At 41.0% G+C, this 12377-nt stretch carries 15 protein-coding genes; 13 read left to right on the top strand and 2 right to left on the bottom strand.

The genetic code is table 11. The annotated features are described in order from the left end of the window. The first annotated feature begins 19 nt into the window (after nucleotides 1-19). The 9 genes from JI666_RS06785 (at nucleotide 20) to yajC (ending at nucleotide 6941) form a co-directional block, all read left to right on the top strand. Complete coding sequence (locus tag JI666_RS06785) at nucleotides 20-646, top strand: YhcN/YlaJ family sporulation lipoprotein (RefSeq protein WP_206890053.1); 627 nt, start codon at nucleotides 20-22, stop codon at nucleotides 644-646. A 116-nt stretch (nucleotides 647-762) separates the two neighbouring features. Beyond that, nucleotides 763-1512, top strand: a complete 750-nt coding sequence (locus JI666_RS06780) for a YebC/PmpR family DNA-binding transcriptional regulator (RefSeq protein WP_206890052.1) — start codon at nucleotides 763-765, stop codon at nucleotides 1510-1512. A 92-nt stretch (nucleotides 1513-1604) separates the two neighbouring features. Beyond that, the gene (locus JI666_RS06775; RefSeq protein WP_211201447.1) at nucleotides 1605-2150 is read left to right on the top strand and encodes a BofC C-terminal domain-containing protein; all 546 of its coding nucleotides are present in this window, start codon (nucleotides 1605-1607) and stop codon (nucleotides 2148-2150) included. Between the two features lie 381 nt (nucleotides 2151-2531). Continuing rightward, nucleotides 2532-3134: a Holliday junction branch migration protein RuvA gene (gene ruvA, locus JI666_RS06770; RefSeq protein ID WP_206890050.1), complete on the top strand. Its 603-nt coding sequence runs from the start codon at nucleotides 2532-2534 to the stop codon at nucleotides 3132-3134. A 12-nt stretch (nucleotides 3135-3146) separates the two neighbouring features. Next, the gene (ruvB, locus tag JI666_RS06765; RefSeq protein ID WP_206890049.1) at nucleotides 3147-4145 is read left to right on the top strand and encodes a Holliday junction branch migration DNA helicase RuvB; all 999 of its coding nucleotides are present in this window, start codon (nucleotides 3147-3149) and stop codon (nucleotides 4143-4145) included. A gap of 8 nt (nucleotides 4146-4153) precedes the next feature. Beyond that, complete coding sequence (locus JI666_RS06760; RefSeq protein ID WP_206890402.1) at nucleotides 4154-4345, top strand: DUF2905 domain-containing protein; 192 nt, start codon at nucleotides 4154-4156, stop codon at nucleotides 4343-4345. A gap of 98 nt (nucleotides 4346-4443) precedes the next feature. Beyond that, nucleotides 4444-5490 carry a tRNA preQ1(34) S-adenosylmethionine ribosyltransferase-isomerase QueA gene (gene queA / locus JI666_RS06755; protein ID WP_206890401.1) on the top strand — a complete coding sequence of 349 codons (1047 nt, stop codon included), beginning with the start codon at nucleotides 4444-4446 and terminating at the stop codon, nucleotides 5488-5490. Further along, a complete protein-coding gene (gene tgt, locus JI666_RS06750) occupies nucleotides 5487-6629 on the top strand; it encodes a tRNA guanosine(34) transglycosylase Tgt (protein WP_206890048.1) in 1143 nt (380 codons plus the stop codon). The genes queA and tgt overlap by 4 nt, the downstream gene beginning before the upstream one ends. A gap of 39 nt (nucleotides 6630-6668) precedes the next feature. Then, a complete protein-coding gene (yajC, locus tag JI666_RS06745; RefSeq protein ID WP_048312648.1) occupies nucleotides 6669-6941 on the top strand; it encodes a preprotein translocase subunit YajC in 273 nt (90 codons plus the stop codon). Between the two features lie 44 nt (nucleotides 6942-6985). Here the strand turns inward: yajC and JI666_RS06740 are convergent, their stop codons facing one another. Beyond that, complete coding sequence (locus JI666_RS06740) at nucleotides 6986-7375, bottom strand: TIGR04086 family membrane protein (RefSeq protein WP_206890047.1); 390 nt, start codon at nucleotides 7373-7375, stop codon at nucleotides 6986-6988. A gap of 133 nt (nucleotides 7376-7508) precedes the next feature. Here JI666_RS06740 and JI666_RS06735 point away from each other — a divergent pair, with 133 nt between their 5' ends. Both JI666_RS06735 and JI666_RS06730 read left to right on the top strand, forming a co-directional pair. Then, nucleotides 7509-8792 (top strand): ArsB/NhaD family transporter, encoded by a 1284-nt coding sequence (locus JI666_RS06735; RefSeq protein ID WP_349769311.1) that lies wholly within the window; start codon nucleotides 7509-7511, stop codon nucleotides 8790-8792. Nucleotides 8793-8892: 100 nt separating this feature from the next. After that, nucleotides 8893-9558: a DUF421 domain-containing protein gene (locus tag JI666_RS06730; RefSeq protein WP_206890044.1), complete on the top strand. Its 666-nt coding sequence runs from the start codon at nucleotides 8893-8895 to the stop codon at nucleotides 9556-9558. A 282-nt stretch (nucleotides 9559-9840) separates the two neighbouring features. Here JI666_RS06730 and spoVB read toward each other — a convergent pair whose 3' ends face one another. Continuing rightward, nucleotides 9841-11391, bottom strand: a complete 1551-nt coding sequence (spoVB, locus tag JI666_RS06725) for a stage V sporulation protein B (RefSeq protein ID WP_206890400.1) — start codon at nucleotides 11389-11391, stop codon at nucleotides 9841-9843. 120 nt (nucleotides 11392-11511) lie between these two features. On the opposite strand from spoVB, the gene JI666_RS06720 reads away from it, so the two are divergent. Continuing rightward, the gene (locus JI666_RS06720; protein ID WP_206890043.1) at nucleotides 11512-11997 is read left to right on the top strand and encodes a COG2426 family protein; all 486 of its coding nucleotides are present in this window, start codon (nucleotides 11512-11514) and stop codon (nucleotides 11995-11997) included. Nucleotides 11998-12014: 17 nt separating this feature from the next. Further along, nucleotides 12015-12278, top strand: a complete 264-nt coding sequence (locus tag JI666_RS06715) for a post-transcriptional regulator (protein WP_286170633.1) — start codon at nucleotides 12015-12017, stop codon at nucleotides 12276-12278. Nucleotides 12279-12377: the final 99 nt, after the last annotated feature.

The following is a 12377-nucleotide window of genomic DNA, read 5'->3' as shown; positions in this document are numbered from 1 at the left end:
TGAAAGGAGGTTTTCTAATATGAAAAAATCAGTCTTGACGCTTTCAACGATGATGCTTGCAGGTGGTTTAATCGGTTGTACTGCGGACAATGAAGCAATGGATACTCGTTACAATGATTCCAGTCGTCCAATCGGCTATTACACGAGCGAAGATAATAATGGTGACTACCGAGAAGGTGCAGTTACCGATATGATTGATCGTGACTATAATAATGGGGTAAAAGCTCCAGATAAGAAGCAGATGGATCGACGAAATGGAATGAATGGTCCTGGGTATATGAGAACAGATGACAACTATTCTGGCTATGATAATGAGCTGTCAGATCGACTTTCAAAGCGTATTGAAAAGCTGAAGAACGTTGAAGATGCGCGTGTGATTGTATACGGTGATCAAATTATGATTGCTGTTGATACGAATGATCGAAACGATGCTGACGTTAAAGACAGCGTTCGTAGTGAAGTTGCAAAAGTGACGAAGCAGAAAAACATTTCCATTTCTACTGATGAAGATGTTTTCGGACGTATGGGCGATGTGAACAATCGTCTTGAAGATGGAGATGCTTTTAAAGAAGTTCAGTCTGATGTTAATGCGATTCTAGATGACATTGGAAATGCTGCAAAGCGCCCATTTGAAAACAACAAATAACTTCTCACAAAAGAGCAGGCGAATGCCTGCTTTTCTACATATGCATGATGCTTTTCTGTCTCTCATTCCCTATGCTATAGTTGGAAAATGAGATAAGTGGAAAGGAGACATTTGAGATGGCAGGACATTCAAAGTGGAAAAATATTCAGCGTAGGAAAAACGCACAGGATGCGAAGCGCGGTAAAGTATTTATGAAGTTAGCGAAGGAAATTTTTGTTGCTGCGAAAAGTGGGGGAGGCGATCCGGAAACAAATCCTTCATTAAGATTAGCTGTGGACAAGGCTAAATCTGCCAATATGCCAAATGAGAATATTGACCGAGCCATTAAGAAGGCGACTGGTGATCTTGATGGCGTTCAATATGAAAACGTCACTTATGAAGGGTATGGTCCCGGTGGAGCGGCTGTTATGGTGAATCTTCTAACAGATAACAAAAATCGTGCGGCCGCAGATGTTCGCCATGCGTTTAATAAAAACAAAGGCAACATGGGCGAAAATGGCTGTGTGTCATTTCTTTTTAATCGAAGAGGATCGCTCGTGATTGATCGATCAGAAATAAACTTAAACGAAGATGAACTAATGCTTCAAGTAATTGAAGCTGGAGCTGAAGAGATGGAAACACATGAAGAATCATTTGAGATTTATACAGACCCACAGGAATTCCAAAATGTAAAAGATCAATTAGAGGAAAGCGATATTCATTTTGCTTCGGCTGAAGTTACAATGATTCCAGAAACGTATACGCATTTAGAAGAGCAAGATGGCCTCAACATGCTCAAGCTTCTAGATATGCTTGAAGATAACGATGATGTTCAAGATGTTTACCACAATGCAGATGTTGATGATGACGTATATAACCAGATGTAACCTTATTATCGTTTGTATGCATAGTTTGCTTTAGTATGGGGACGCTAACGAAATGAACTTCTTTATAATGGAAGAAAGGTGATTGAAACGATATGAAAAACCTTTATCCGATTATTTGGTTAGCGCTTCTCATGACCATCGGTGGAGCTTCGGCATTAGCTAATGAAGGCAACGACACTGGTCTAGAGAACAGAAAAGTTCCTGTACAGCAAGAAGTGAATGAACCACTTGAAGTTGAAGTCATTCTTAGGACGAATTATGCGGATGGGGTTTCAACTAAGCAAACTGTGAATGAAACAATATGGGCGATGGAAGATTTTTGGAATCAGTATGCGGACTGGCAGCTTGTTGACCAAGAAGAGGGACGCATGATTTTTGAGCGGAACATTGAAGATATTTCTCCTACGAGTAAAGAAAGTGGCCATTTTGGCTTAACAGAAGATGGTATACTTTCGATTTTTGATGGTAGTCCAGAAGATGAAAAAGTTATCCAAACGTTTTTCCAAATCGATGTAGGCAAACTTGAAAGCTCTAGACGTGAGCAATTGATGGATGGAATACCAGTGGAATCATGGTATCATTTTGAAAGTATGCTACAAACATTCTGTAAGGTTAAAACAGCGAAGCCTGTCCAATGAGGACAGGCTTTTGTGTGTTACGAACGTGTTCATTTCGAAAGGATTTTTTCGGACCTAAACGGTCGCTTCCGCTTTTCTGATCTAGCTGCAGCGACCAGACCCTCGGTCACTTCACCATTCAACCCGAACACAAAAGGCGTGTTCGTTTTGGATTGTTCCAGTGCCTGCCGGGTCTAAACGGTTGCTTCCGCTTTTTTGATCTAGCTGCAGCGACCAGGTCCTCGAACGCTTCACCTTTCGCCCTGAACACAAAGAACGTGTTCATTTCGAAAGGCTCCAGCGTTTTTTGGACCTAAACGGTCGCTTCCGCTTTTCTTTCATACTGTGGTAGAATGGAGAGATAGAAATACACGTTCGTATGTATGTAGGGGAGAGAGAGCTTTGATTGAATATATTAAAGGCACGGTTGAATATATTGATACGGAGTATATTGTAGTAGAGTCGAATGCTATTGGTTATAAAATCTATTGTGGTAATCCTTTTGAGTTTCAAAAGTATCGAAATCAGTCGATTCAAATTTTTACTCATCACTATGTAAGAGAAGATCTAATCGCACTCTACGGGTTTCCTACTCGTGAAGAGAGACTATTATTTGAAAAGCTGTTGAATGTTTCAGGGATAGGTCCAAAAGGGGCTGTCGCTATTCTAGCTACTGGAGAGCCTAATAAAGTTGTGAATGCTATTGAGTTGGAAGACGAGAAGTTTCTTACAAAGTTTCCTGGAGTCGGTAAGAAAACAGCAAGACAAATCATTCTTGATTTAAAAGGAAAGTTAAAAGGATTCGGCGAACCAACAGAAGGACTCTTCGCTGTCGAAGAAAGTCCTGAAGAAGGTTCTCATGAACTCGATGAAGCGATTGAAGCACTTAAAGCGCTTGGATATGCCGAACGCGAGATTAAGAAAATTAAGCCAAAGCTAGATGGTGAAGTTCTAACTACAGATCAATACATTAAAAAGGCACTTCAGCTTATGCTGAAGCAATAAGGAGGGAGTAGAGTGGAAGATCGAATTCTATCAGGAGAGCAGGTCGGTGATGACTCATCCGTAGAATATAGCCTCCGTCCTCAGCGTTTAAGTCAGTATATCGGACAAGAAAAGGTTAAGCGTAACCTAGAAGTGTTTATTGAAGCGGCAAGAATGCGAAATGAGCCATTAGATCATGTGCTTCTCTATGGACCACCAGGTCTCGGGAAAACAACGCTTTCTGCTATTATTGCAAATGAGATGGAAGTAAACTTAAGAACAACATCAGGACCAGCTATTGAACGCCCAGGCGATCTTGCGGCTATTCTTACTGCGCTTGAGCCTGGAGATGTTCTATTTATTGATGAAATCCATCGTTTACCTAGAAGTGTTGAAGAAGTGCTGTATCCGGCGATGGAAGATTATTGTCTCGATATTGTAATCGGTAAAGGTGAGACAGCACGCTCGGTGCGTCTTGACCTCCCTCCATTTACCCTTGTAGGGGCAACCACTAGAGCAGGTCTTTTAACAGCACCTTTAAGAGATCGGTTTGGCGTATTAAGTCGCCTGGAATATTACCTTGAGGATGAGCTTCAAACAATCGTCATGCGAACAGCAGACATTTTTGAAGTTGAGATGGAAGATTCAGCTGCAGTTGAACTTGCACGTAGATCACGCGGAACGCCACGTATCGCCAACCGCTTGCTTAAACGAGTGCGAGATTTTGCTCAGGTTAAGGGTGACGGCGTTATTTCTCATTCGCTTGCTTCACAGGCTCTTGAAATGATGCAGGTGGATCCCCTTGGACTTGACCATATTGATCATAAGCTTTTACTAGCGATTATTGAAAAGTTTCGCGGTGGTCCTGTAGGGCTTGATACCATAGCAGCTACAATTGGTGAAGAAAGTCATACGATTGAAGATGTGTATGAGCCGTACCTTCTTCAGATAGGGTTCTTGCAGCGAACGCCTCGAGGCAGAATGGTAACGCATCAGGTTTATCACCATTTTGATATGGAGGTGCCTGAATAAGCATGGGCATGTCTAAATTATTTATTGTATTAGGGATTATCTTTCTAGTGATCGGATTACTTTGGTCGTTTATTGGTAAGCTACCGGGAGACATCGTAATCTGGAAGGGGAACACAACTTTCTTCTTCCCAATCGTAACCTCAATTGTTGTTAGTATTGTTCTAACATTGGTTTTCTTTATCATCGGTAAGTTTCGATAAAAGTTGTTATGCACGCGATTGTCGTTAGGGTGGGATAACAGAAGTAGCTGTGGTAAAATCATTTAAGTTGAACTATTAGAAGGACAGTGGTGAAGAAAATGAAAGTTAATGATTTTGATTTTGAACTTCCAGAACGTTTGATTGCTCAAGTGCCGTTAAAGGAACGGACGAAATCCCGTTTAATGGTACTAGATCCTGCTGAACAAAAACTAGAGCATCGAGAGTTTTCAAATCTGGAAGATTACATAAAGCCTGGCGATTGTCTCGTTCTCAATGATACAAGAGTAATGCCAGCAAGACTTTATGGTACAAAAGAAGAAACTGGAGCTAAAATTGAGGTGCTTCTTCTTAAGCAGTTAGAAAATGATAGCTGGGAAACGCTTGTGAAACCCGCAAAACGTGTGAAGCCTGGAACTGAAATTTCTTTTGGTGACGGAAGGCTTACTGCTGTATGCACGGAATCGTTGGAGCACGGTGGTCGTGTCCTTGAATTTAAGTATGATGGGGTTTTCTATGAGATTCTCGATCAGCTTGGCGAAATGCCATTGCCTCCATATATTACAGAAACGCTTGATGACCAGGAACGGTACCAAACTGTTTTCGCAAAGAATAGAGGTTCTGCTGCTGCACCAACAGCTGGGCTTCACTTTACTGAAGAGATGCTCGAACGTCTCGAGAATAAAGGAGTGCATGTCGCATTTATTACGCTCCACGTTGGACTCGGAACATTTCGTCCTGTTTCCGTAGACAATATTCTTGAACACGAAATGCATGGTGAGTTCTACCAACTTACAAAAGGGACGGCTGAACTTTTAAATCGTGTAAAAGATGAAGGTGGTCGGATTATTTCCGTTGGTACAACCTCCACAAGAACCCTTGAAACAGTAGCATCGTCTCATGATGGACGATTTGAAGAATCATCTGGTTGGACAGATATTTTCATTTATCCTGGTTATACATTTAAAGCAATCGATGGACTGATTACGAACTTCCACCTGCCTCAGTCGACATTGATCATGCTCGTAAGTGCACTCGCGGGAAGAGAGTTTATTATTTCCGCTTATCGTACTGCCGTAGAAGAGGAGTATCGCTTCTTTAGCTTTGGTGATGCGATGTTGATTTTGGAAGGGAGTACGAAAGAATGACAGAACCAATTCGGTATGAATTAATTAAAACGTGTAAGCAAAGCGGAGCGCGTCTCGGTAAGCTTCACACACCACATGGAACGTTTGAGACGCCTATGTTTATGCCAGTAGGAACACTCGCGACTGTAAAGACGATGAGTCCTGAAGAGTTAAAGGAAATGGGAGCGGGTGTTATTCTAAGTAATACGTATCACCTCTGGCTTCGCCCTGGACACGATATTGTGAAAGAGGCAGGCGGGCTTCATAAATTTATGAACTGGGACCAGCCTATTTTAACTGATTCAGGTGGTTTTCAGGTGTTTAGCCTGAGCGATCTTAGACAGATTGAGGAGAAGGGTGTACACTTCCGCAATCATCTTAGCGGAGAAAAGCTATTCCTATCCCCTGAAGGCGCAATGGACATTCAAAATGCGCTTGGTTCTGATATTATGATGGCATTTGATGAGTGCCCACCATATCCAGCAGAATACGACTATATGAAGAGCTCTGTTGAAAGAACAAGCCGATGGGCTGAACGGTGTCTTACTGCTCATGCGCGTAAAGATGTACAGGGCTTATTTGGGATTGTTCAAGGTGGGGAGTACGAAGAGTTAAGAAAACAAAGTGCACAGGATCTAGTATCACTTGATTTCCCAGGGTACGCTATCGGCGGACTTTCAGTTGGGGAACCGAAAGATGTGATGAATCGTGTTCTTGATTTCACAACGCCACACTTGCCAGGCGATAAACCTCGTTACTTAATGGGAGTTGGTTCACCGGACTCTCTTATCGATGGCGCCATTAGAGGGATTGACATGTTCGATTGCGTCTTGCCAACACGCATTGCACGTAATGGAACACTAATGACAAGTAATGGACGTCTTGTTGTTAGAAATGCGAAGTATGCTCGTGACTTCGGACCACTTGATGAGAATTGCGATTGTCATGTTTGTCGTAACTATTCAAGGGCCTACATCCGTCATCTCGTAAAAGCCAATGAAACATTTGGTTTTAGATTGACAACTTACCATAATCTCTATTTTCTGTTAAACTTGATGAAGCAAGTTAGGCAGGCGATCATGGATGACCGTCTTCTTGACTTCAAGGAAGAGTTTTTTGAGCAATATGGTTTCAATAAACCGAATGCGAAAAACTTTTAATCTATAGATGTGTCACTTTTAGAAAGGGGGGAAAAGAGTATGGGTTCAACGTTAATGAATTTAATTCCGCTACTACTTATGTTTGCGATTTTCTATTTCCTTTTGATACGTCCTCAACAGAAGCGCCAAAAGAAAACAAGAGAAATGCAGGCAAGCCTTGAAAAAGGAAATAAAGTTGTTACTATTGGTGGTATGCATGGCATTATTGATGCAATGGATGAAGGTACAATTACAATCCGCACAACTGATGGTACAAAGATGGTGTTTGACCGAGCGGCAATCCGTGAATCAATCACTGAGAATACTAAGTAATACATGCAAAAGAGCGTCCTCACGAGAGGGCGCTCTTTTCATGTTTAAGCTTCTCGTTGACTTCCTCCTTTTAAATTGACGCCGATAATGCCACCTAGAATGCAAACAAGCCCATATCCCCCATGATAGAGGAGCTGTTCACCATTCATACTGACTCGGTATCCAAGGTACTGGATAAGGAAAAGAAGTATCATATACATACACGCAGTTCCTCCACCGAGCAACCACCCGCGTTCTCCACCTTTTCCACCTGCAATCAATCCACCTATAAAAAAGGCGATTACAGAACTGACAATTATTATAGGACTGATACCCTGTTGTGATACGGATGTGAATCGGAGAATGAGTGATAATAACACGCTTGTTGCTAATACAATCAAGACAATCGTTAGTAATCCTGATCCCATACTTGAGAATGCATGTTTAGACCTCATCGAACTCCCCCTTTATATGAATGGTTTGTACATTCTATTCATCGCGTTGTGAAATAGAAGTCCAATCATGAATTCGGACAGCTCGTCATACGATGTTATAAAAGGGACAGGGAAGGGGCAGCAGGGATTGGAAATGATCATCGCACTTACCATATTTGTTCTTGCGTACGTTGGCATCATTACTGAAAAAATAAATCGAGCCCTTGTTGTCTGCGGGTGCGGGTTGCTCATGCTACTTACTGGGATTACAACCACTGATTCAGCATTTATGAAGCATGTCGATTGGAATACCATTGCTCTTCTTTTTTCAATGATGATTCTTGTGTCCATCACAAGTCAGAATGGACTATTTGAATACATTGCAATTAAACTTGCTCAGCAAGTAAAGGGCAAACCATTACCATTATTAGCTGTTATTGGGACGCTTACGGCAGTTGGATCAGCCCTTCTTGATAATGTAACGACAGTTCTTCTTCTTGTGCCAATTACTTTAACTCTTACCAGGATATTAAAAGTCACTAGTCTTCCTTTTCTTATCGTCGTTATATTATCCTCAAATATCGGTGGGACAGCTACACTGATTGGTGACCCTCCAAATATTATGATTGGTCAGGCTGTTGATCACCTCGATTTTAATGATTTTCTTTATAACCTTGCTCCAATCGTAGTCGTCATCTATGCGGTAATCATTGCTTTGTTATTGTTTTTCTATCGAAAACGTCTTAAAGTAGACGATCAATACCGCCAGTCATTACTCAGATTAAATGCAGAAGACTATTTGAAAAGAGGGCCATTATTATATAAATCATCCATTGTCTTGTTGATGACAATATCGGGGTTTCTCCTACATCCTTTTCTTCATACAGAACTTACGAATATTGCGATGGCGGGTGCCGTCCTCCTCTTACTATTAACGCAGAATGAACACAAAATTGAAGAAGTGTTTGAATCAATCGAATGGGTGACATTATTTTTCTTTATCGGTCTTTTTATACTCATAGGCGGGTTAGAAGAAGTAGGTATTATTGATGAAGTTGCAAGGGCGATCTTGCTTTATACAGATGGGGATATGCCCAAAACATCTTTAGTCATTCTCTGGGGAGCGGGTATTCTATCAGCCTTTCTTGATAATATTCCATTTGTTGCTGCTATGATTCCTGTCATAACCGAATTCTCAGGATACGGTATGACAAATCTTGATCCGCTCTGGTGGTCACTTGCATTGGGATCCTGTCTAGGTGGAAATGGCACATTAATCGGAGCATCTGCAAACGTTGTAGTAGCAGGTCTCGCTTTGAAAGAAAAACAGGAAGTTCGCTTCATCGAATTTCTCAAAATTGGTATCCCTGTTGTGTTTATCTCATTAATAATCAGTACCATATATATTTATTTTCGTTATTTGCTTCCCTATTACTAGAGGGGAGCTTTTTTGTTTTAGTCTTTTTCCAATACCTTCCTTTATGCTGAATCAAACACATGGTCACACTAAACAAAAGAAGATGAAAGGAGGGCTCGGAATGGAGTATATGACGATTATTTTGAGGACGCTTGTTCTTTACTTCTTAATCATTGTCGTGTTTCGAATAATGGGGAAACGAGAAATTGGTCAGCTCAGTATCCTCGATTTTGTTGTTTCGATAATGATTGCGGAGCTTGCGGTGACGTCAATCGAAGATCCCGGCACACCAATGGTTCGGACAATTGTGCCAATGGGAATTCTTGTGATCATTCAAATCTTAATGGCATATATCTCTCTCAAAAGTGAGAAGGTGAGAGAAATTGTCGATGGTAAACCTTCAGTATTAATAGATCGAGGCAAAATTGATGAGACAGCTATGAAGAAACAGCGCTATAACTTTGATGATCTTCTTATACAACTGAGAGAGAACAACATTGCATCGGTTTCAGATGTTGAGTTCGCTATTCTCGAGCCTTCCGGAAAGCTGTCTGTTATCAAAAAGGAAAATGATACTAAACAGAAAGATGCTGGCTCCTTATTACCGTTACCACTTATCCTTGATGGCAAAGTTCAAGAAGAACATCTCGAACGAATTGGTAAGACGTCACTATGGCTTCGTCAGGAGTTAAGAAAAGTAGGTCAAAAAGATATTAAATGTATTTCCTACTGCTCACTTCATAAGAATGGAAGTTTTTTTATAGATATAAAAAACGAGAAAAAGTAACCAATATTGGTTACTTTTTTTAGGTTCTTATGAAAAGGCTCTTTTCGTAGACATGGTTGTTATAATGTAGTGGTTGACTTACACTCCAGGTTGCTCGCTTTGCGCGGGGCGGGCGGTGAGCCTCCTCGTCGCTTACACTCCTGTGGGGTCTCACCTGTCCCGCTAGTCCCGCAGGAGTCGAGCATCCTTCCGTTCCAATCAACTAAGTGTGGTTCTTTAGACAAAAAGAGCTTTTAGAAAAAAGACTTTAAAAATTCACCTATATAAAATTCCAGGTCTTCCTCAGTGTACGAACTTCCCGATAAATGGAAGTCTTCTTAAATCATTTCGATTAACTAGACCAAGGAGTAGTAAAAGTAAAGTATAAACGATGGATGTTGCGCCAATGGCTATAACCGTTCCGAAGATATCTGATGATGTAGCAAGAATTTGGTAGAAGAAATGCCCTGCGAAGGCAGCAAGAATAATTGCTGCAACACCTTTAAGTAAATCACTAACTACGATGGAAAAGCCAATAGCTTTCACTAAAGTGGCGAAGTGAAGTAGTGTAACGAGTAATATACCTATAACAATTGCGAGTGCTGCTCCCATTATCCCGAGTTCTGGTCTAGTGGCTAAGAAGAAAATAGCTGCTAATTTAACTGCAGCTCCAATAAAGCTGTTAATCATCGCTGCTTTTGCAAGATCGAGCGCTTGAAGTGCTGCTCCAAGAGGTCCTTGAAAGTAATAGAAGAAAAAGAATGGTGCCATCACTTGGACATAGATCGCTACTTGAGGTGCATCGTACATAATATCCATCAAAGGTACGGCGAAAATATAGGTGACAACGACAGAGAGACCTCCTGCAACCATGGAAAGACGAATAGCCTGACTTAATCGGTGTTGAATTTGTTTATATTGTTTCTGTGCATGTGCTTCGCTTATTGCAGGTACGAGTGACACCTGCAAAGAGTATGTGATAAAAGTCGGAAGAAAGAGGAGTGGAATGGCAAGCCCTGATAAATGGCCATACTGTTTTGTAGCAAGGCTAGTAGCAACTCCTGCAATTGCAAGACTATTTGCAACCATAATAGGTTCAAAGAAATAAGAAATGGATCCGATTAATTGACTTCCTGTTGTAGGAAGAGAAATTCTCATTAAATCATTAAATGTTTTTCTGCCGCCTTTTAAATAATTGAAAAAGCCTTTTCTAATCTTCACTCGCTTTTTCATTTTGAACATTGAGAACATAAAGAGAAGGGAAGCAAGTTCACCTAGCACGACGGAAACCATTGCACCTGCAGCGGCATATTCAACACCATAAGGAAGAAAGGCGCCTGTTAAGATTGCGACGAGACAAATTCGCACAATTTGTTCAATAACTTGAGAATAAGCAGAAGGTCGCATATTTTGAAGTCCTTGAAAATAACCACGAAGGACAGAAGAAAGGGCAACGATTGATACGACAGGAGCTATAGCGATAAGGGGATAGAAAGTACGCTCGTCTGTGAAAACAGTCTTTGATAAGAGTGGTGCGGCTAGTACCATAACGGTCGTGAAAATAACGCTAAGTACGGTTGTAATGGAGAGTGAGACAATTAGGATTCGTTTGATTTTCTGGCGATCACCTTCTGCATCAGCTTCAGCAACCATCTTAGAGATGGCCACAGGTAGTCCCATACGTGTTAACGTAATGGTTAGAATTAGTGTCGGAACAGCCATCATGTAGAGACCGACACCTTCTTCTCCCATAACTCGAACCATCACAATACGGTTAATAAATCCGAGCACCTTTGTAATCAATCCAGCAAGAATTAGAAAAAGAGTCCCTCGTAAAAAGGTTTGCTTTGACATATTCACCCAACTTTCCATCCAGAATACCCCTGCAAAATTGTAGAAAAGTCTAGATATTTTTTATCACTATGTATATGCTTATTAGGGGACAAAGCATGACAGGCATATAGGAGTGTTTTAATGAAAGAAGCAATTAAACAATTCGTTGTAGAGAACTTAGGTTTTCTTCCACAGGAAGTGATTGTAGTGATTATATCTGCCCTTCCAATATTAGAGTTACGAGGTGGGTTGCCTCTGGCATATGCCTTTGATTTCTCGTTTCTAAAAGCCTTATTTCTAAGTTTGCTTGGAAACACACTGCCGATTATTCCATTACTACTGCTCTTTCAGCCGCTTAGTAATTGGTTAATGAGATTTGAATGGTATAAGCGTTTCTATGATTGGCTTTATCACCGCACACTGAGCAAAAGTAAGAATGTCGAGAAATATGGAGCGATAGGATTAATTCTATTCACCGCTGTTCCGCTTCCAACTACAGGAGCATACAGTGCATGTGTAGCAGCAGCGCTTTTTGCGATACGATTTAAATACGCCTTTCTATCCATTCTTACAGGAGTTGTTCTTGCGGGTTTAGGCGTTGGTGCCGCCATTTACTCGATTTTCTAAAAATGAGAGGAGACAGAATGATGGAAGAGTGGAAGAAAGAAGTATACCCAGCCCTAGAAAGTAAGCTGGATGAATTTCATTTGTTAGGATACAACGGGGCCACCACAGATGAAATCTGGGAATGTCTCCTTGCACGTCTGAAGCGAAATAAAGATTTAGATGACATTCAAATGCATCGTCTTGTAAACGAAATAATGCGTCTTTCTACAAATGAATACATGAATTGGCTTACGATTCATGCTTATAAAGGAACAGATATGTTCAGAAAGCAAGAAGCTTAGTTATACTGAAATTGACAGAAAAATTCATATATCTGTATAATAACTAGTATTGTGGTATTTTGACCTACATAAGAAATCATGCTGGGTGTTTAGAGAGGA

The sequence above is a fragment of the Bacillus sp. NTK071 genome (assembly GCF_017303315.1).
In the GTDB taxonomy this organism is placed as follows: Bacteria; Bacillota; Bacilli; order Bacillales; family Guptibacillaceae; genus Guptibacillus.
This window is presented reverse-complemented; position numbering and strand designations above follow the sequence as displayed.

Bases quoted from the DNA above. Each gene is read 5' to 3' on its own strand.
- JI666_RS06785 (WP_206890053.1), top strand. From the start codon at position 20: ATGAAAAAATCAGTCTTGACGCTTTCAACGATGATGCTTGCAGGTGGT.
- JI666_RS06780 (WP_206890052.1), top strand. From the start codon at position 763: ATGGCAGGACATTCAAAGTGGAAAAATATTCAGCGTAGGAAAAACGCA.
- JI666_RS06775 (WP_211201447.1), top strand. From the start codon at position 1,605: ATGAAAAACCTTTATCCGATTATTTGGTTAGCGCTTCTCATGACCATC.
- JI666_RS06760 (WP_206890402.1), top strand. From the start codon at position 4,154: ATGTCTAAATTATTTATTGTATTAGGGATTATCTTTCTAGTGATCGGA.
- queA (WP_206890401.1), top strand. From the start codon at position 4,444: ATGAAAGTTAATGATTTTGATTTTGAACTTCCAGAACGTTTGATTGCT.
- tgt (WP_206890048.1), top strand. From the start codon at position 5,487: ATGACAGAACCAATTCGGTATGAATTAATTAAAACGTGTAAGCAAAGC.
- yajC (WP_048312648.1), top strand. From the start codon at position 6,669: ATGGGTTCAACGTTAATGAATTTAATTCCGCTACTACTTATGTTTGCG.
- JI666_RS06740 (WP_206890047.1), bottom strand. From the start codon at position 7,375: ATGAGGTCTAAACATGCATTCTCAAGTATGGGATCAGGATTACTAACG.
- JI666_RS06735 (WP_349769311.1), top strand. From the start codon at position 7,509: ATGATCATCGCACTTACCATATTTGTTCTTGCGTACGTTGGCATCATT.
- JI666_RS06730 (WP_206890044.1), top strand. From the start codon at position 8,893: ATGGAGTATATGACGATTATTTTGAGGACGCTTGTTCTTTACTTCTTA.
- spoVB (WP_206890400.1), bottom strand. From the start codon at position 11,391: ATGTCAAAGCAAACCTTTTTACGAGGGACTCTTTTTCTAATTCTTGCT.
- JI666_RS06720 (WP_206890043.1), top strand. From the start codon at position 11,512: ATGAAAGAAGCAATTAAACAATTCGTTGTAGAGAACTTAGGTTTTCTT.
- JI666_RS06715 (WP_286170633.1), top strand. From the start codon at position 12,015: ATGATGGAAGAGTGGAAGAAAGAAGTATACCCAGCCCTAGAAAGTAAG.